At 44.9% G+C, this 18,940-nt stretch carries 14 protein-coding genes; 8 read left to right on the plus strand and 6 right to left on the minus strand.

From position 1 onward, the window contains the following. Positions 1-4: 4 nt before the first annotated feature. From ACXX53_RS16350 to rbsK, 5 genes are all read right to left on the minus strand, one after another. Entirely contained in the window at positions 5-1,639 is a 1,635-nt protein-coding gene (locus ACXX53_RS16350; protein WP_458569734.1) for an N-acyl-D-amino-acid deacylase family protein, read from the minus strand. 46 nt (positions 1,640-1,685) lie between these two features. Beyond that, positions 1,686-2,825, minus strand: coding sequence for an alanine racemase (locus ACXX53_RS16355; RefSeq protein WP_458569735.1), 1,140 nt, complete (start codon positions 2,823-2,825; stop codon positions 1,686-1,688). A gap of 199 nt (positions 2,826-3,024) precedes the next feature. After that, a complete protein-coding gene (locus ACXX53_RS16360; protein ID WP_458569736.1) occupies positions 3,025-4,062 on the minus strand; it encodes a LacI family DNA-binding transcriptional regulator in 1,038 nt (345 codons plus the stop codon). 156 nt (positions 4,063-4,218) lie between these two features. Beyond that, positions 4,219-8,319, minus strand: coding sequence for a S8 family serine peptidase (locus ACXX53_RS16365; protein ID WP_458569737.1), 4,101 nt, complete (start codon positions 8,317-8,319; stop codon positions 4,219-4,221). A gap of 475 nt (positions 8,320-8,794) precedes the next feature. After that, positions 8,795-9,769: a ribokinase gene (gene rbsK, locus ACXX53_RS16370; RefSeq protein ID WP_458569738.1), complete on the minus strand. Its 975-nt coding sequence runs from the start codon at positions 9,767-9,769 to the stop codon at positions 8,795-8,797. A 168-nt stretch (positions 9,770-9,937) separates the two neighbouring features. Here rbsK and ACXX53_RS16375 point away from each other — a divergent pair, with 168 nt between their 5' ends. The 8 genes from ACXX53_RS16375 to ACXX53_RS16410 all read left to right on the plus strand — a co-directional run bounded on the left by ACXX53_RS16375 (position 9,938) and on the right by ACXX53_RS16410 (position 17,722). Next, positions 9,938-10,327, plus strand: a complete 390-nt coding sequence (locus tag ACXX53_RS16375) for a winged helix-turn-helix transcriptional regulator (RefSeq protein WP_458569739.1) — start codon at positions 9,938-9,940, stop codon at positions 10,325-10,327. A 100-nt stretch (positions 10,328-10,427) separates the two neighbouring features. Further along, positions 10,428-11,000, plus strand: coding sequence for an FAD-dependent oxidoreductase (locus tag ACXX53_RS16380; protein ID WP_458569829.1), 573 nt, complete (start codon positions 10,428-10,430; stop codon positions 10,998-11,000). Between the two features lie 203 nt (positions 11,001-11,203). Continuing rightward, the gene (locus tag ACXX53_RS16385; protein WP_458569740.1) at positions 11,204-12,064 is read left to right on the plus strand and encodes a DegV family protein; all 861 of its coding nucleotides are present in this window, start codon (positions 11,204-11,206) and stop codon (positions 12,062-12,064) included. 207 nt (positions 12,065-12,271) lie between these two features. Next, positions 12,272-12,988 (plus strand): response regulator transcription factor, encoded by a 717-nt coding sequence (locus ACXX53_RS16390; RefSeq protein WP_458569741.1) that lies wholly within the window; start codon positions 12,272-12,274, stop codon positions 12,986-12,988. 62 nt (positions 12,989-13,050) lie between these two features. After that, on the plus strand, positions 13,051-14,067 hold the full coding sequence (locus tag ACXX53_RS16395; protein WP_458569830.1) for a sensor histidine kinase: 1,017 nt from the start codon (positions 13,051-13,053) through the stop codon (positions 14,065-14,067). Between the two features lie 50 nt (positions 14,068-14,117). Then, a complete protein-coding gene (locus ACXX53_RS16400; protein WP_458569742.1) occupies positions 14,118-14,900 on the plus strand; it encodes an ABC transporter ATP-binding protein in 783 nt (260 codons plus the stop codon). Then, positions 14,872-16,815, plus strand: a complete 1,944-nt coding sequence (locus tag ACXX53_RS16405) for an ABC transporter permease (protein WP_458569743.1) — start codon at positions 14,872-14,874, stop codon at positions 16,813-16,815. The genes ACXX53_RS16400 and ACXX53_RS16405 overlap by 29 nt, the downstream gene beginning before the upstream one ends. A gap of 172 nt (positions 16,816-16,987) precedes the next feature. Beyond that, positions 16,988-17,722, plus strand: a complete 735-nt coding sequence (locus ACXX53_RS16410; RefSeq protein WP_458569744.1) for a hypothetical protein — start codon at positions 16,988-16,990, stop codon at positions 17,720-17,722. A gap of 259 nt (positions 17,723-17,981) precedes the next feature. Here ACXX53_RS16410 and ACXX53_RS16415 read toward each other — a convergent pair whose 3' ends face one another. After that, positions 17,982-18,692 carry a Crp/Fnr family transcriptional regulator gene (locus tag ACXX53_RS16415; RefSeq protein WP_458569831.1) on the minus strand — a complete coding sequence of 237 codons (711 nt, stop codon included), beginning with the start codon at positions 18,690-18,692 and terminating at the stop codon, positions 17,982-17,984. Between the last annotated feature and the right edge of the window lie 248 nt (positions 18,693-18,940).

Here is an 18,940-nt window from a genome sequence, read left to right on the forward strand (position 1 = left end):
ATATTTAGGTGGAAAATGGGTGACAGCGACACCTAGAAGTCTGTGAAGCACGCAGCATACCGCCCGCATGCTGGTTCAAAAATTGCCCGTGCGCTAACGTATGCTTTCCATTTACAAATACGTGAGAGAACCCGTCCGGATATTGACGCGGCTCCGCATAAGTAGCCGTATCCTGAATCGTGTCTGGGTTGAAGATCGTTATATCGGCAGCATAGCCGGGAACGAGAAGTCCGCGTTTACCTAAGCGAAAGCGGGAAGCAGGGAAGGAAGTTACCTTGCGAACAGCCTCTTCCAAGCTGAGCGTGCGGCGTTCACGTACGTACTTCGCAAACAATCTAGGGAAAGTACCATACAAACGCGGGTGAGGCTTGCCAGTCTCACAGTGCAGGCTGTCAGAAGCAACTAACGATTGTGAATAACGAATAACCTGTTCTACATCGTCATTAGACATATGATAATACACAATTGTTACTTTGCCTTGCTCTTCAAGCAGCAGATCCATCATCGCATCAATGGGATGTATTCCGCGAAGCTCAGCGACTTCGTGTATCGATTTGCCTTCCAGTTCCTTATTGCGATCACTGTGAACGGCTGAGATCACGATGCTGTGCCAGCCGGTGGACGCAACGAGATTATCCCAATCTTGCTGCTCTTCCGCCAGCTCTATATGCAATCGCTTGCGGACAGCAGGCTGCTGCAGCGCTTCCATCACTCCTGCTAAACCCCCTTGTAGAATCCATAGGGGGAGAACAGTCGTTAATGTTGTCGAGCCAGCGTCATATGGGTATACGTCGCACGTCACATCCATTCCACGGCTGCGCGCGGCTTCGATCATTTCGAGCGCTGCGAGCACTTGACCCCAATTCCGTCTGCCTGCGGCTTTCAAGTGACTAATATGCAGAGCGACACCCGAATGCTCGGCGATCCATATGACTTCTTCAATTGATGCTAGCAAATGCATGCCTTCACCACGTATATGAGTGGATAGAATCCCGCCATATTGCGCTACCACTTTGCACAGCTCAGCAATCTCTCGTTTATCAGCGTAGCTGCCTGGGGCATACAGCAGCCCGATGGACAAGCCAATTGCTCCTGCCTCCATGCCTTCTCGTACGATTGCGCGCATCGCTTCGAGCTCGATGTCGGTTGGCGGCCGGTTCTCGAAGCCCATCACACCGATGCGCAGCGCGCCGTGCGCTACATAAGTAGCCATATGCTCGGCGGGCTTAATGGCAGTAACAGCGTCCATATATTGTCCGACAGTATTCCAGGACCATGGCTTACTTGTGCTGCCAATTACAGGTGTAATGTATTCCATCAGCATATCAGCGCGTTCTGTCATGAATGGGGCAGGGGCCAGACCGCAGTTGCCGACGATCTCAGTCGTTACGCCTTGTTGAAGCTTGATGATGCTATCGGGATAATCCATAATCATGAGATCGGAATGGCAATGACCGTCGATGAAGCCGGGTGAAACGATCTCGCCGCGGGCATCCACAAGCTGCCTGGCTTCGGTACTGATCGAACCGGGTGTAACAACTTCCGCAATAATGCCATCTTTCAGGCCGATTTCTCCCCAGTACCATGGGTTGCCAGTACCGTCAGCGATTCGTGCATGCTTTATGATCGTGTCGAGCATACGTTATTCCTCCCTGGCAGATGAATGATATGATGTGCTGCAATGGTTACCAGCTATGGCCTCTGGCGCTGATTGGAAGCTTGCGCACTGATCCAGCATTGACGTCAGCATTGACACTCCAAGCTTCATTATATAGATTCACCGTGCTGCATATATGGTTGGGGATAATAGAGACACGGTCTCCGATGCGAAATGGATGTCCAGGCGGAACTTGAATGATGCCGTGTTCTTCGGATAAGCGCTGAAGTACAGCACTCGGCATGCCGACGATATGGCCGTAGCCTTGCAAGAATAGAGGTGCTGTGTTCGGCGGAACATCTGTCGCGAACGCTTTGCTCCCGCCGTCGATAACGATCAGGTCTTCGTGCGGGCAGCTTACAACTGTGGCAATGACCGATGCTGCACAATCATGCAGCGCAGCGGCTCCGAATGCAGCCTGCATGCGATCATTAAATATGTAGGTTCCTGGACGGATCTCAGTGACTCCAGGAACTTCAGCCGTATACAGTCCTGTCGGGGAAGATCCCACGCTGACATCCTGAATATCGTGTCCTACTTCACGCAGCATCTCAGCATAACGAACCATTGTCTGACCTTCGTCATGCCCTGCCATTTTCAGATCCATGGTCGGTTCATCTTGGAAGATAGCTCCGCGGAAAGTATAGATGCCCTGTAGCTTCAGATGCGGACTGTTCGCGATATGCTGAGCCAATTCCAACATCTGCGAGGCTTTAATGCCGGTTCTCCTAAGACCTGTATCCACTTCGATTCTAACTTCAATCATTAGATGGTGTGCTGCTGCGGCTTGCTCAAGTCGACTCGCACATTCGATACTATCAAGGCCTAACAGAATCCGTGCTTCCTTCATCAGACAGAACGCTCGTTCAATCTTGGATGCTGTGACTAATGGATAAGCGATAAATATGTCTTTCATTCCGTGTGCAGCCATCACTTCAGCCTCAGATACCTTCGCAGCAGTTATTCCGCTCGCGCCTTGCTCCAATTGCTTCTGAGCAAAGTAAGGCATCTTGTGTGTCTTAATATGCGGGCGCAGCTTCACTCCAAGCTGAGCTGCTCGTTCAGCCATCCGGGAGACATTCGTGTCTACACGGCTCTCATCGATGAGCAGGAAAGGAGTTTCTACTTCAGTTAAACTGAGGAATTGCGGGTTACCAGAATCCGTCATCATCAATCCTCCTCATTCATGCATGCATGAATCTCGAATCTGATATCATGTTAGCACAATTTACCATGCAGACAATCAAATTGTTTGCATATCAAACAGATTTTTACGATGCATCCTGGGGGGCTCTATAAAAGCAATAAACCCGTACCTAGTGCAGCCAATTGTGATTAGGAAGCTGCTAGTACGGGTGAAAATGCTGCTAGGAGAGAACGGCAATAGGGGACACTGATGTACGGGAGATGACAGAATCTCGGATCTTAATCTCGCATGGCAGTGTTTCAATCCGTGGAGGGAGCTTGCTATTCAGCATTCGCTCTAGCAACAGCTTGAATCCAAGCTGACCGAATTCATAAGCAGGCTGAGAAACGACGGATAAGAAAGGATTGGCATCTTCCAGATAGCCTAATTCGTCAAAGCAGGCTACCGATAAATCTTCTGGGATACGGAGACCTATTTCACGAGCTTCCTTCATAATGGATAGCGCTTGCAGATTGTTCGCTGCAAATATTGCAGTTGGTCTCTCATCTTCATGATCCGAGAACCAATCCTTAATCAGGTTAGGCTGATCGCCAGGAATATAACTAGTCTCGGTCATGTAACGTTGTTGAATCGGAATCCCAGCCTCGACATGAGCCTCTATGTATCCAAGCCGTCTCTCGCGTGCGGTTGAAATATGATGCAGTCCATTTACGAGTCCGATGCGCGTATGACCCATCTGAATTAACCTCGATATCATCTGCTTCGTTCCTGTACGGCTGTCACCCCGCACTGTATCTGCTTGAATACCGGGAACCTCACGGTCCAATAAGACAAAAGGAACATTGTGCTGCTCAAGCCACTGTAAATGCTCGATTGACATATCATTGCTGGCTGAGAACAGCACCCCATCGACTTTCATCGATAAGATCATCTCGACATAATGACGTTCCTTCAATAACTGCTCATCACTATTGCCAAACATCAGTCGGTAACCGTGCTGTAGAGCGGCATCCTCTGCTCCGCGAGCCATCGTAGTAAAGAAAGGATTGCAGATATCCGTAATTAACAGAGAGATGACCTTGCTTTCCTGCGTTACGAGGCATCTTGCAATCGAATTGGGGATATAATGCATGTCATCCATCACTTGCTGTACTTTCACCCGTGTCTTCTCGCTGACACGGCCTGTCTTGTTGATGACTCGAGATACGGTCATTGCAGATACATTCGCCAATCGGGCGATATCATAAATTGTAGCCATTAGCAGCTTCTCCTACAATTGTAATTGGGTTGTATGCACAAAATATGGAAGTAACATCATATATATTTTATGTTATATTCCAGGCCGTAGCAAGGAATAAATTGTGAATAGAAAAGCCCGAACTTGCTATGTTAGCAAGTCCAGGCTCATCTTAAATTAGATATGCTTGTTCAGTTTCAGTAAAGTGTACAGGATCTTCGCTGCTTCAGCACGAGTTGTAGTACCGGCAGGATCAAACTTATTATTGCCTTTGCCGATAATCCAACCGTTTTGCACTGCATAGGCTACAGCTGCTTTAGCATCTTTCGAGATTTTGTCTTGGTCATCAAATTTAAGCTTTGTATCTACTTTAGACAAGTCTGCCCCAAGAGCAGTTACCAGCATCTGCACCATATTTTCACGGCTCAGCTTCTGATTCGCGCCTGTTTCTTTGGAACGGGTAGACCATGTATCACCTTTGCCTTGAATGCGATCTAGCATCGTAGCAAACTCTGCTTGAGTAACAGCAGTATTAGGTGAGAATTTGTTATTTCCTAGACCTTTCATGATGTTGTGAGCCGCAATGACTTCAATGAAGTCGCTTGCCCAATGCTTGTTGATATCGGTGAAGGAATGTACATTTTCAATTACTGCATAAGTACCAGATTGTGTTGTGCTTAGGATGAAGCTGCCGTCCTGTTGAACAGTCTGTAGACCAAGGTAGTTCCATACATCATCAGCCTTCTTGCTGTATGCGGTTGCTTTCCGCAGATCAGCGAATGCATCTTTACCTGGATTCCAAGTAATTGTGACTGCAGCTTTCAGCTTGTCAGGTACATTAATTAATGTGACGAGCGGGGAAGCCATAGTCTTCTTCACAGTTCCATCAAGAGCTTTGAAGTTAACATCTTTCTCAACTGCAGCGAAGGATACAACCAGAGCACCGTCCTTGAGGAATTGCTCAAGGGCTGCCGCAGGAATCGTGATGTCAAAGCCTTTGCCGTTGATGATCAGATCTTTGCCAGACTTGATCAGCGCAGCTGAATCATCCTTGCTCAACTTGACATTTACTTGTTCGAAAGATGTTAACGTCAAGGAAGTAAGGTCAAATGTAACAGCCTTCGACTTCTCATCTTTCAATTGCTCTTTCAGCCAGTCGGAGTTCATTGTGGCATCTGCTGTTTTACCGTCAGCAGATTTCTTTAATTGTCCTACTACTTTGACACCGGATTTAATGGCGTTATCATCCGGGCTGGTAGGGACTGTAGGATAGTAGCCTCCGCTGGAACCGCCAACATTAGCTGTTTTTGTAAATGCTGGTTTATATGAGCCGTTATCTAGCATGTCGTACACATAAACATCGATGTTGTTAGTACCATCATTCAATGGAACCTCAACAGTGAAGTTGCCTTGAGCATCTACTTTAGCAAAGTGTGGCTTACCATTTGCATCAACAGCAGCTACACCAACAACTTGAGGAAGAGTGGTAAGGTTCAAGCCGAATGCATCTCTTAGCCATCCGTTCTTAGCTAGGTCAATGAACAAATCACCTGTTATAGTACCAGATATCTTTGCTTTCTTCTCAGAAGAAGAATAGGTGAAGGTTTCATTGGTATAAGTCGGAGCAGTGGAATCAGCAATGTACAATTGGATATTGCTGTAATCATCGCCTTCTACTACCTTATCATTTACATAAGGAGTCAATAGATGAAGACCATCTTTAACGACATTTTTACCATTGCTATCGCCTATGAAAGAGCCATCCCATGTGAACCTGTATCCTCTAGGCTTCAAATTTGTTTCGCTATAGATTACACCATCTTGCCCTGCAATTTCTTCAGTCTCTAAGTCCAACATCTCGGATACAATATCAACTCGGTTAGCATGGGTTGTCAGCATGTACTGATAGTCGAGATCTTCAAATGAACCATCGCCGTTAGGAGAGATTTTGAATGTGCTTAATTCAGTACGCGTAAGCAGCGGATTACCTATCGTGTAAGAGAGTGGTAAGCGAATAACGTCAGCTGGATCAGCTACGTTTACCAGCTTGACAGATCCTTCATAATAGCCCTTACTAGTACCTTCAGGTACTGTTAAGGTTACTTTAAATTCAGTTCTGTCAGCATTAGTACCGTATACTAGATCTGTCACTGAAGTTGTAAGGGATCCTGTTGTTAGTTCTGTCTGAATCGTGTATTGATATGGGGTACTATCAATACTTGATAGATAGACATTCTTGGTCACGGTGTTTCCAGGTATGACCAATCCGAATGACAAGCTGCCTGTGATGTAGTCGGTTTCATCTTCTGTGTAGACTGCATCTGTAACATCCTTAACTTTAGCGATGACATGTGCTTCAAGCACTTTGTTCAGATCAATACGACCAGCACCTTGTGCGGAGTAGCTGTATTGTGCACCTGTACGATCAACCAAGTTCTTGGATGTATTCATCAACAGTGTCTTGATGTCCATTGCACTCCAATCGCTGTTGTACTGCCTCAACAAGGCTGCTGCTCCAGCGACTTGAGGCGCTGCCATACTTGTGCCTGACTTCTCGCCGTATGCTTTCTCGTATTTTCCGTCAAATGCAGGGAGAGTGGAACGAATCGCAGAACCAGGTGCGGAAATATCAGGCTTTAAGTTAAACTTCGGAAGAGCAGGCCCACGGGAGCTGGAGTCGTTCACAAAGTCCGCTTCAGGCTTATTATTGAGCGTTACTTTTAACTCTGGATCAGCTTTGAGGCTTGCTATTAAGAACTCACCGTCTGCTTTTCTGATGCCCATAGCAGGGATTTTTACTTTATAGTCACCTAACGTTACGCTGGTCAGATAACCTTCAGTATTGTTATAGATAATAACTGCTTTGGCGCCAGCTTGTTGAGCGTTAGATGCCTTTTCACCAAAAGAAAATCCCCCGCGCTGAATCAAAGCAATCTTACCCTTAACATCAATACCTTCAAAGTCTTTAACGCTGCCTAGGCCAGCATGTACAACCGGCAATGATTGATTGACTAGATCACCAAGTTCTACGGAATTAGCTAGCATATCCCCTACATAAGTTTTCCCTAATACTGTGATGGTAGGACTTAATGTAGGAAGGGTGGTGTTACCAACCGAGATAACAGTTTCAGCAACGGAAGGAGTTCCTGCAGTGCTATGGCCTGGACCTGAGTTGCCGCTTGAGACTACAACGACGATATCTTTGAGCATCGCATTGTTCAATGCTACTGAATCTGCGCTGTATTGATCGTTATCTTCCGATCCAAGAGAAAGATTGATAACATCCATTCCATCTTTAACAGCATGGTCGATACCTGATAGTACAGTTTCGGTAGACCCTGAACCATAAGGACCCAGGACGCGATAAGCGTACAGATCAGCTTCTGGTGCTACTCCCTTCATGCCGCCTGCAACAGTGCCGCTACCGGCAATGATACCTGCCACATGAGTACCGTGTGACGTTTCATAAGCATTGCCTCTTTCATTGACAGGGGGCATATTTGCTGGACGATCTTGAGGGCGAGTCTCAAATGGATTGTCATCATCGTCATAAGCGTCATAGCCGCCAAAATAATTGGATTTAAGATCAGGGTGATTGTAATCCATTCCAGTATCCAACACGCCTACCTTGATGCCTTCACCTTTAATGCCTTTATTCCAGAATGCACCGGCGCCAAGATATTCAGCAACTGTTTGTTCGGCTTTTAAAGCAGATGCATGTTCGACTGGAGAAGCAAACATTTCGTTGTTGGGATATACAGCCTTAACTAATGGATTCGACAGCAAGACATCAACTTTGTTGGCTGCGATCTCCATCGCCATTCCGTTGAATACCGTGTCGTAAGTTTGGGTAACTTGCGCTTGGAGTTGATTCTCCGTATAGCTCTGAAATTCACTTTGCTCCGTTACTATTTTAGTAAGGTGAGCAGCGAATTGATTGACATCGAAGCCTTCTTGAGCAGAGAAAGAGCTCGATTGAGACTGCTTCCACTTCGCTTCATGAACGATAAGCGGGTCTGTTCTTAGCTCTACTATGACGGAGATTATTTCATTGCCGTCAGACTGCGGAAGAAAGTTTCGAGCAGGCAGATTAAGCCTTTGCTCTAATTCGATAGCCTTAAGTCGCTCCTTAGCTTCATCAGAAAGCTGGATGGAGGAAATATCCAAGTTAGACTTGAATGGTGCTTTAACAGCAATTGGAGCTGCAAGAGCAGAAGTCGAGAAGAGCGTTAGCGCCAATGAAGCTGCTAGAATGCCAGATACCCATTTTTTAAACAAATATAATTCTCCTCTCAACTTATGTAATACTTAAGGGAACTAGTGATGTAGGCATCTTAGATGCAGGAAAGCATAGCGTAAATACGAGGATTAGTTGGTTCACCTCCACGAATTCGAATGACGGATGATACATCGTGTGGAAGGCAAAGTGAGATGTGCGAGGTTAATATGAAGTTGTTTTACCAGAATCATCCATAGGTAAAATATAGTATAATAATAGATATATAGCAATAATTACCTTTATTACATCTGTAGTTAATTAATCTAATATACTCCATAAATCGTAAAACTAGCAGAGTTTATTGATGATAGGTTAGTGGGCGGGCTAATTATGGATACGATCATAGAGCCATTAACTATAAGTCGCACGAATAAGAAAAACCACTGATAGGACATTCTTCAGTGGTTTATTCCATCGCTATTCATTTCTGTTTCTTCTATATAATAAGCAGAAAAATAAGCGCCTAATATTAGTCTATCGTTTCGTCATCCACTCATCTAATTCAGAACGAAGCGGCATTCCGCCCTGTGCGCCAAATTTCGTAACAGATAGGGCACCTGCAGCGACCGCCCATTCCACGGCTTCAGGTAAAGATCTGCCTTCAGCGAGCGCAACGGCGAGTGCGCCATTGAATGTGTCGCCAGCGCCAGTCGTATCGACAACTTCGACTTTATGGCCATTGGTGTGGCGGATGACTCCGTCGGCATTGCACCACAGGGCACCGTCGCCGCCCTTGGTCATAATGATTCGTTCTGGCATGCGTGAGAGGAGTTCATGATAGGCTGCATCGCTTTCTTCTGCTTCATCATTGGATACGGCAGCGAACATCAGCTTTAATTCATGCTCATTCGGAGTTAGCCAAGTGATGCTGTTCATCAGCTCAGGAGTCAACTGATCTGCTGGCGCAGGGTTGAGCATGGTCGGCACTCTGTGCTTAGCTGCAATTCGTATAGCCTCAGCGACCGTTTCAAGTGGAATTTCCAACTGCAGCAGCACTAAATCGGATTCAGCTATAAGCTTCTCTTGCTCAAGGATTGCCGCTGGCTTAAGTTGGCCGTTCGCACCTGGTACTACGATGATTCGGTTGTCACCATCTGCGATCGTTATGACAGCGATGCCGGATGAGACGCCATCCAACTTGCGAATCTGCTCACAGTTGACGGATTGCCGCTCCAGATTATGAATCATATCAGCACCGAAGCTGTCATTGCCAACGCAGCCGAGCATATGTACTTCAGCTCCAAGTCGGGCGCATGCAACGGCTTGATTAGCACCCTTGCCGCCGCATAGCGTGAAGAAGGATTCACCGCTTACGGTTTCACCTGCTTGCGGCACAATATTCGTAATGGTGACCAAGTCCATATTCAAGCTTCCGATTACAGTAATGCGCGGTCGCTTATGTGTCAGCGTTACATCAGCAGAGTTGCAAGTTGTATGATCAAAATTCAAAAAGTTCATCTCCTTCGTACGTTTTGATATAGAAATATTGTAACGAATTTCACGAGAAAGTTCAAAAAACTTCATGACTATTGCTTCATGTAAGCATGTTTATTTTTTACTAAACATATGGTAAAATCTATTTGCTTACATTTTGTAAGTCTAAAGGAGGAATGAATTATGGAACAGCAGGCTGTAGGTCTGTGTCCGCGATTTGAAGCTGCATTTTGCATATTGGGTAAGCGTTGGAATGGTCTGCTTATAATGGGGCTGCTCAGCGGCCCTAAACGCTTCAAGGACATCTCCTCTCTCATCCCTAGCATGAGCGACAAAATGTTGAGTGAACGGATGAAAGATCTTGAATGCGCAGGAATCGTTCAACGTAATGTCTATCCTGAGACACCAGTTCGTATAGAATACGCTCTGACTGAGAAGGGACTTGCTCTAATGCCCGTGATGCAATCGATCTCGACTTGGGCAGAAACATGGGTTGAAGATGAACAGGGAGCAGTTTCACCTTGCGATCAAAGTTCTGATTCTGACACTTATAACATGGAACGATCATCTTAGAAAATGTTGGTTCACATGAAAACAATTGCGGTTAATGGTAGACAGGAATGATTATCCTAATGAATTGATGCAGCCATAGAGGCAGAGAGGAATGATCGTGATGTTGGATGTCGTCATTATCGGAGCAGGACCAGCAGGAGGCAGCGCAGCTATATTTGTGGCTAAAGCAGGTAAGAAGGTAGTTGTAATTGACAATGACAAAGGCTTAACCCGTCGAGCATGGCTTGAGAATCATTACGGAACAGAAGCATTGTCGGGTCCTGACTTGCTTGCAATTGGAAGATCGCAGGCTGAGAAGTTTGGAGCTGTATTCGTGGATGATCGAGCGATGATGATCGAGGCCACAGCTGATGGTCTGCAAGTGAAGACGGAACAGGATAATGTCTATGAGGCGAAGCATGTGATCATCGCATCTGGTTTCGGAATGGATGTAGTGACTGCAAGCGGAATTGAAACTGCTCCTGGCCGCGAGCCAAAGGTCGCAACGGTTGTTTCCGTTGACAGTGACGGCCGCACTTCGATGCCTGGTGTATGGGCGGCAGGTACAGGTGCCGGCACTAGCATGCATACGATCATTACGGCAGGCGATGGTGCCAAGGTTGCGATCAATGTCATCAGCGAACTGAACGGCGAGCGTTATGTTGATCATGATGTCTTCAAGCCAACCGTATAATCAAGGTGAATAAAGTAATAAAGGTTGATCCACTGTCTCATGCTTGCGCATGAGGCAGTTTTTTGTATATAGAGATAAAAGTTAGTATTAGTCGAATAACGCGGTAATGCCTTCTTTTAGCCGTTGTAAACCCTACTAGACACCTATATAATAATAAGGGACAGATAAGGTGATGTCGACTATATGAAAGACAGGGGATTAACATGGCCATTCACATCATTACGGACGGTAGCTCTGATCTGACTCCAGAACTTGCGGAGCAATTTGGGATTAACATAGTGCCGCTTTACGTGCATTTTGAACAGGAATCCTGTAATTCTAACATGGACGCTGGCAATTTTTACGACAAGATGAAGGGTCAAGAAGAGCTGCCTAAGACATCGAGCCCTTCACCAGGCGATTTTTTGAATATTTATCAATCATTGGATTCTTCCAAGGATATTCTCGTGCTGTGCATGACTTCACAATTGAGCAGTACGTACAATCATGCCCTAATGGCGAAAGATTTATATGAAGAAGAGGGCCATCCGAACCGTGTAGTGGTCATTGATTCGAAGACAGCATCCATTGGACTTGGGCTGTTGGCTATTCGCGCATCGATTATGGCAAAGGCTGGAGATAGCTTGCACGAGATGCAAGCAAAGATTAAACAATGTATTATACAGACTAAAACTTATTTCACTCTTGATACGTTAGAGAATGTAATTCGCGGGGGACGCCTAAGCCGTATTAAAGGCACTGTAGCTTCGATGCTTAATATTAAGCTCCTGATGTGTGCGAGTGAAGAAGGCGCGATTGATATGATGGAAAAGGTGCGCGGAACACAGCGTGCTCTGAAGCGGCTTATCGAAAAAGTAGGTGACGCTTGGCATCATGCGGATCAAGGTTGGGTCGCATTCGCGCATTCGAATTGTGAAGAGCGAGCTAAGAAGTTTATGGACGAATTTTTGGACAAGTATCCATTTGATAATGTAATGGTCGTTAACATGGGACCTGTGATCGGTACGTATGCAGGAGAGGGCGGAATTCTCGTTACGTTCCAGGCACCGACCGCAACTAGTTAATTTCAGCATATAATAGCTTATATTTTAAATACAGCTCAAGGAGGGGGCCAATCACCTGGCAGGTGGAGTTGGTCTCCTTTTTATGTCATGCTCGCTTACGCATTTGCTCATACTACATAAGTATTATGCTTCTTCTATTTAATATGAAGTAATGAACAAAGCTCGTGCGTCTAATACATACTGAAATTATTAATCGGAGGAATTATGATGTACCGGATTATGATAGTGGAAGATGACGATAAGATCGGGTCGATCCTACAATCGACTCTTGAGAAATATGATTATCATGTTACACGAGCGACTAACTTTCGAGCGTTGGATGTTGACTTGCGCGCCGCACAACCAGATCTGATTCTATTGGATATTCATCTGCCTGCATATGATGGATTCTACTGGTGCAGACAATTCCGCAAGACGACGAATGCTCCTATCATATTTGTGTCTGCTCGAACGGGAGAGATGGACCAGGTTATGGCTATTGAAAATGGAGGAGATGACTTCATTACCAAGCCGTTTCATCTGGATGTGTTGTTAGCGAAAGTGAAGGGAGTGCTTCGACGCTCTTATGGCGAGTATGCAGGTCAACAGAACGGCAATGGCGAAGAAGTGAAGGTTCATGGCCTTGTGCTGCACCGGACGAAGAACACGCTCGAGTGGCAAGAGAAAACCGTAGATCTAACAAAGAATGAAGCACTGCTTATGGATTGCCTCATGGAGCATGTCGATCATATCGTCTCTCGTGAAACACTGTTGGAGACCCTGTGGGACGACGTTGACTTTGTAGATGATAACACTTTAACAGTCAATGTGACTCGCGTGCGGAAGAAGATGGAGGAGATTGGGATAACGAAGGCCATCGAGACTGTTCGCGGTCAAGGTTACCGTCTTCTGCCGAGCTGGACGGAAGCGGGTGAAGTGGTATGAACCTAATGTCATATTTGAAAGATCGTGCCGTGCTAATTATTGCATGGCTTTTCGCATTGATAATGTCACTTTTGGTGCTGTATCTGGATCTAGAGACAGGACAGCAGTTCGTGCGCGGATCAAGCTTCTTGTACGCGATCGTGCTTGGTTTTATCATCTTATCCGGAGGCCTCGTGTTTGACTATATGCGCCAGCGGGAATGGTATAAAGAAATGAACAATTCATCCCAGCATACATCCGACAGCGACTTTACTCTGTGCATGCAGAATCCTGTAACAGAGGAGCAGTCCATCATGCTGGCATTAATGAATAGACAATACAGCGCTTATATGAATGAACTCCTTATGATGCGTCAGCAGCGGGAGCAGCATGTTCATTTTACCAACCAATGGGTTCACCACATGAAGACGCCTGTCTCGGTGCTGAATCTGATCACGCAGCAGAAATCAACGGCGCTGGATGAAGATAACGTGGAGAATTTGCTGCAGAGCGTGAGTGAAGAGACAGAACGACTGGCGCGCGGCTTGGAAATGATGCTCCATACAGCTCGACTTGAAAAGTTCGAGCTCGATCTGCGTGTCGCTCGTGTTTCCCTTCAGCATGTGATCCGACAGGTTATTAATCAGCACAAGAAATCGTTGATTCGATCTCAAATATATCCGAAAATAACCGGTGAGGACGTGCATGTAGAGAGCGATGATAAGTGGCTTCAGTTTATATTAACGCAATTAATTACTAATGCAATTAAGTATTCGCGTGATAAAGAGAATGCCAACTTGATTCGGTTTCATATTGAACAGACATCGTTTGGAGCATTGCTGCATGTGAGTGATGAGGGGATCGGCATAGCTGGACATGATATCCCGCGAGTCTTCGACGCTTTCTTTACTGGGGAGAATGGACGCAAGGAAGGAGATGCGACAGGGATGGGATTGTACCTAGTCAAGCAGGTGTGTGCGAGATTGGGGCATACCATTGCGGTACAGTCTGTCATCGGAGAAGGAACAACATTTACGATCCGGTTCGCATCAGACAGCATTCACCGTGAATTGGATGCAGTCTCAAGTCTGGACTATTAACAATAATCAGTTCAAACATATACTGATTCGTCTAGGAAAGGAGTATGGCAATGACAACTGTGCTTCGAACGGAGCAGATTACCAAGATATATGGGACAAAGGGGAAGATGACCTACACTGCGTTAGAAGATATTAATTTGCATGTGGAAGCAGGGGAATTCGTCGGTATTATGGGGCCATCAGGCAGTGGAAAGACAACATTGCTTAACATATTGGCGACACTTGACAAGCCAACCTCAGGTCGATTGTTCATCAACGGCGTTGATCCGACTACTCTGTCTAATCACAGCATATCCAAATTCCGGCGGAAGGAATTAGGATATGTGTTTCAGGATTACAATCTGATTGAGACGCTATCAATTAAAGAAAATATTCTGCTCCCCTTAGCTCTGGATAAAGTGTCTCCGAAGGAGATAGAACAACGGATCGCTCCAATTGCTCAATGGTTGGGCATAGATTCGATTCTAGATAAACATATATATGAAGTCTCAGGCGGACAAATGCAGCGTGCAGCGATAGCGAGAGCGGTCATACACCGTCCTTCACTGCTGCTTGCCGATGAATTGACGGGCAATCTGGATTCGAAGGCCGCCAAAGATGTAATGTCTCGCCTGCAAGATTTGAATGAGCATACGAACCGTACGATACTGATCGTGACACATGATCCATTTGCAGCCAGCTATTGCAAGCGCGTGCTGTTTATTAAGGATGGAAGATTGTTTACCGAGATTCGCCGCGGCTCAAACCGACAGGCATTTTTTCAACAAATATTAGATACTTTAAGTTTGCTTGGAGGCAACTTCGATGACCTTTCGTCAAATCGCATTACGTAACATACGGCAGAGTTGGCATCGATATAGTGCTTATTTCTTTAGCTGTGTGTTTTCGGTCGCGATCTTTTTCGTTTATGCCTCGTTCATCTTTCATCCCGATGTGCAGAACGATACATTTCCAGAAGGATCGACGATTAGTACTTTGTTATTTATGTGTGAAGCACTCATCTTCATCTTCTCTATATTTTTTGCTTGGTATTCGAGCTCCTCATTTTTGCATTCTCGCAAGCGTGAGCTCGGACTGTTTACATTGCTTGGCATGAGCAAGTGGCAGCTGCGCCGCATGGTGCTCTATGAGCAGCTGTTTATTTCCGTGTTTGCAATTGTGACAGGCATTGCGACGGGAGCATTATTCAGCAAGCTGTTCAATATGTTCATGGGACATATCTTATATGTAAGCAGCCCCTTGCCGTTCTACTTGTCCAGGGATGCTGTGCGATTAACGTTCACGATGTTTCTGACACTGTTCCTCGTCATAACCGTGATCTCCCTGCGTAAGATAGGCAGAACAGAGATTATTGAGCTGATTCGATCTCGACGTCATTCAAAGCGAGTCCCTTCATTTTCTTGGATATTGGCGTTATTATCCATTGCATCTATTGCTGGAGGGTATTATTTAGCTGTGAACACAGAGTGGGAGAATATTGTCATTACTTTTGTTCCGACTGTACTGTTAACGATCATAGGTACTTACTTTCTGTTCACCCAGTTCAGCATCTTGTTTATTCGAATGCTGTCACGAAGTAAACGAATCATGTACCGTGGAACGAACCTGCTATTCATCTCTCAATCTGCGCACCGAATTCGAAGCAATGCTCGAGTATTGTTCACGATAGCGACCTTGAGTACGGTAGTACTGACAGCTACTGCAACTGTATTCGTCTTTAATTATGGCTACAAACAGTTGATTACAGATTCTAATCCGTATGAGTTGACGATACGAAGCGATTCTGATCATCCCATTCCGATAGAAAATGAACGAATATTTGAATTGGCCGAGCAATATGGTCACGAGATTACAGCTGAAGTTGAAACGAATTTCTTGGAGGTTGAACTTGAAGGAGACACTCCTTGGACGTTAACGGTATCCATGATTAGTACTAGCCAGTATAACCAGCTTGCAGAGCCCTTGAATCATGAGCTTATCGCACCATTTGAAGAAGGGGCATATTGGATAGATCAGAGCCCATTTGGAGCCATGACGATGGATATGTCTGGAGTAGTTGAGAAGGGTAGTCATATACGGATTAAAATAGCTGGTGAAGAACAGTATCATAATTTCACAATTATCGACCGGCTGAATCGGACGGTTGTTTCAGAAGCATATGTGGCAAGCGGACTAATGGTCATTCCCGACTCTTTGTTTCAAGAGCTGGAGCAGCGTGTTGAGGATGATTCTAAATTAACAGTGCACAGTTACATGATAAGCGATTGGCAAGATTCATTTCTGTTAGCTGATGCGATTCTAAACGAAGCAGGGGAAAACAGTTATCTAGTTCGTAGTAGAATTGAAGCTATAAGTGATTTCAATCAGGTCAGCTCATTAGCTCTATTTATCGGCATGTTCATTAGCTTGCTATTCTTTATTGCCAGCGGCAGCATCATTTATTTCAAGCTGTTCAGCGATTTGCAGGAGGATCAAGCTTATTTCAAATCTCTAACCAGACTTGGCTTGTCCATTGAAGAGATTCGCAAGGTAGTAAATTTGCAGATGGGTCTGATCTTCTTCCTCCCGTGTTTAGTAGGCAGCATCCATACACTAGTTGCCATGATTACATTGTGCAATCTCTTGTTTTCTAATATTATGCGGTATGCGCTGACCATAGTTGGAATCTACATTGTATTCCAGTATATTTATTTCTTGATTACGAGAAGAGCGTACATGACCTTAATTAAGAAGAGAATAGGAATATGACATAAAAACTCTAATTACACACGGTTCTTGCCGATAATCCAACGATATCGAGACAATTGCGAATATTATGACATGTTTGATACCTTTTATGTGCAACATTCATGCATAATGATAATCATAAGCTTGCATATTCAGATTATTTATACATTAGGCATGAAGGTGAGTGGAACGGATGAATAACCATCGAGCTTGGTGGAAACGATTAAGCTGGTTAAGCTTAATCGGCGTAATTCTGCTTACAGGTTGCTCTCAAGCATCAGAGTCTCAACCACTTACGTCATTAACGGCTGCAGACACGAAAACGCTTCCAGAGGTTACTGTGGTGATTGACGGGGGCTCTTATGTCCCTAATATTACAGAACGAATAACGATAGAATGGAAACAAGGCATGACGGTAAGTCAAGCATTGGCACATACAGGTATTGTTAAGCTTAAGAACGACTCTTCTGGAATAGCTTCAGTAGGAGATATCTCTCTTGATCCGAAGATGACCTGGGGGCTAATGCTGAACGATTATAATATCCGTCAAAAAGAAAAGCTTGCACAACCGATTAAAGAGAATGATCAGCTTACGGTTTATGTTAAAGAGCTTGAAGTAGATACGAGCAGTGCCATCATTCCGAGTGTCACGTTAACGATTGATGGAGGTACAGCGCTGCCGGATATCACTTCAACGTATGCTATGCCGTTAGAACAAGAAGTGAAATTGGTCGATGTCTTGAAAGAGTTCGGAAACATTACATTGTCTGAGGACAGCAAGGATATTATTAAGATCAACGGTTTCTCGTTGAAGGATAACTACGCTGTGGAATTGATGATGAATGATCAACCATTTCAGATAACGGAAATGAGCGCCATTAGAGTGGAACCTGATGACAATATCACCATTAAGGTATCGAAAAACTGACATATAAGATAGTTCGGAGGCTTGCCTATAAGTAGATGATTCTACCTATGGGCAAGCCTCTTCTTCAATATATAGTGATTAGAAATGCTCAAAGGATGTACTTTCTCCGTCTGCCATTATGAAAAATGAAGGGTTGAAAAGGAAGGTGGAATGGGAGAGGTGAGTATATCATAATAAATAGAAAAGCGCTGAATTTGAGGAGCGATTCCTACACAGCGCTTACAGCCTATTCATATATAATTGCACGATTTCTTCCAGACTAGATCCGGCAGATTTCCTTCGGACACAACTCACAGTGGCATATTTCCTGCAGCTGCTCAAGCTCACGAATGACTATCATGCCGTTGTCATATTCGATCACACCGCGCTTGCGTAAATCGCTAAGCATCCGGTTCACGCTTTCGCGTGTTGCACCGATCATGTTGGATAGATCAGTATGCGTAATTTTCTTATTAATCAGAATGCCGCCATCATCTAGGTTTTGGCCATAAGTGTTGGACAAACGAATAAGAGTGGAGCATAATGCGCCTGGTTTACCGTACATCATCAGATCACGGAATTTAGTTTGAGTTAGTCGATGGTGAATTCCCATCCATTTCATAAAGTCAATGGAGAAGTCACAATGCTGACAGATCAAAGCTTCAATATCACGTTGTTCGATAACGCCAACTTCGCCTTCCTCAATAACTTCCGCTGTGAAGCTATGCTTCGTGCTGTGGAATGGATCGACTTGACCAACGAGGTCGCCAGCTTGATACATGTAGAGAATCAATTCTTTCCCTTCATCTGTTGACTTGGTGATCTTAACACGCCCACTCTTGAGCAAAAACAATTTATCGGCAGTGTCACCTTCCCAAAACAGGTGAGAGCCTTCAGGGTATGTCCGATCTTTAGCTAAAGATATTAGATGATCCTGATTCTGTTCCGAGAAGCATGAAATGTTACAGTGCTCGTGGAATTGCTCCTTCATATGATCCACTCGGTTTCCCTCCTATATGTTCAAGGTTGGTTCTCATATTCGCGAGTGTTAACTAACGCATACAAACCTTGTGACATGTTTCACTTTTTTTGTTCTTTACCTCTATATTGAGCGTTAACAACGTAATTGTCAATTTCTTTAGCGATTTTATTTAATTATAGTTCCAAAAAAGTGCGGTGATATTAATCACTTTTGACAAATTTTCATGAAAAGGTATAATTAGGTAAAACCCCGTAATG

This window comes from Paenibacillus marinisediminis (genome assembly GCF_054343325.1).

Excerpts from the sequence above, each read along its gene's own strand:
- ACXX53_RS16350 (WP_458569734.1), bottom strand. The coding sequence starts at position 1,639 with ATGCTCGACACGATCATAAAGCATGCACGAATCGCTGACGGTACTGGC.
- ACXX53_RS16355 (WP_458569735.1), bottom strand. The coding sequence starts at position 2,825 with ATGACGGATTCTGGTAACCCGCAATTCCTCAGTTTAACTGAAGTAGAA.
- ACXX53_RS16360 (WP_458569736.1), bottom strand. The coding sequence starts at position 4,062 with ATGGCTACAATTTATGATATCGCCCGATTGGCGAATGTATCTGCAATG.
- ACXX53_RS16375 (WP_458569739.1), top strand. The coding sequence starts at position 9,938 with ATGGAACAGCAGGCTGTAGGTCTGTGTCCGCGATTTGAAGCTGCATTT.
- ACXX53_RS16380 (WP_458569829.1), top strand. The coding sequence starts at position 10,428 with ATGTTGGATGTCGTCATTATCGGAGCAGGACCAGCAGGAGGCAGCGCA.
- ACXX53_RS16385 (WP_458569740.1), top strand. The coding sequence starts at position 11,204 with ATGGCCATTCACATCATTACGGACGGTAGCTCTGATCTGACTCCAGAA.
- ACXX53_RS16390 (WP_458569741.1), top strand. The coding sequence starts at position 12,272 with ATGTACCGGATTATGATAGTGGAAGATGACGATAAGATCGGGTCGATC.
- ACXX53_RS16395 (WP_458569830.1), top strand. The coding sequence starts at position 13,051 with ATGTCACTTTTGGTGCTGTATCTGGATCTAGAGACAGGACAGCAGTTC.
- ACXX53_RS16400 (WP_458569742.1), top strand. The coding sequence starts at position 14,118 with ATGACAACTGTGCTTCGAACGGAGCAGATTACCAAGATATATGGGACA.
- ACXX53_RS16405 (WP_458569743.1), top strand. The coding sequence starts at position 14,872 with ATGACCTTTCGTCAAATCGCATTACGTAACATACGGCAGAGTTGGCAT.
- ACXX53_RS16410 (WP_458569744.1), top strand. The coding sequence starts at position 16,988 with ATGAATAACCATCGAGCTTGGTGGAAACGATTAAGCTGGTTAAGCTTA.
- ACXX53_RS16415 (WP_458569831.1), bottom strand. The coding sequence starts at position 18,692 with ATGAAGGAGCAATTCCACGAGCACTGTAACATTTCATGCTTCTCGGAA.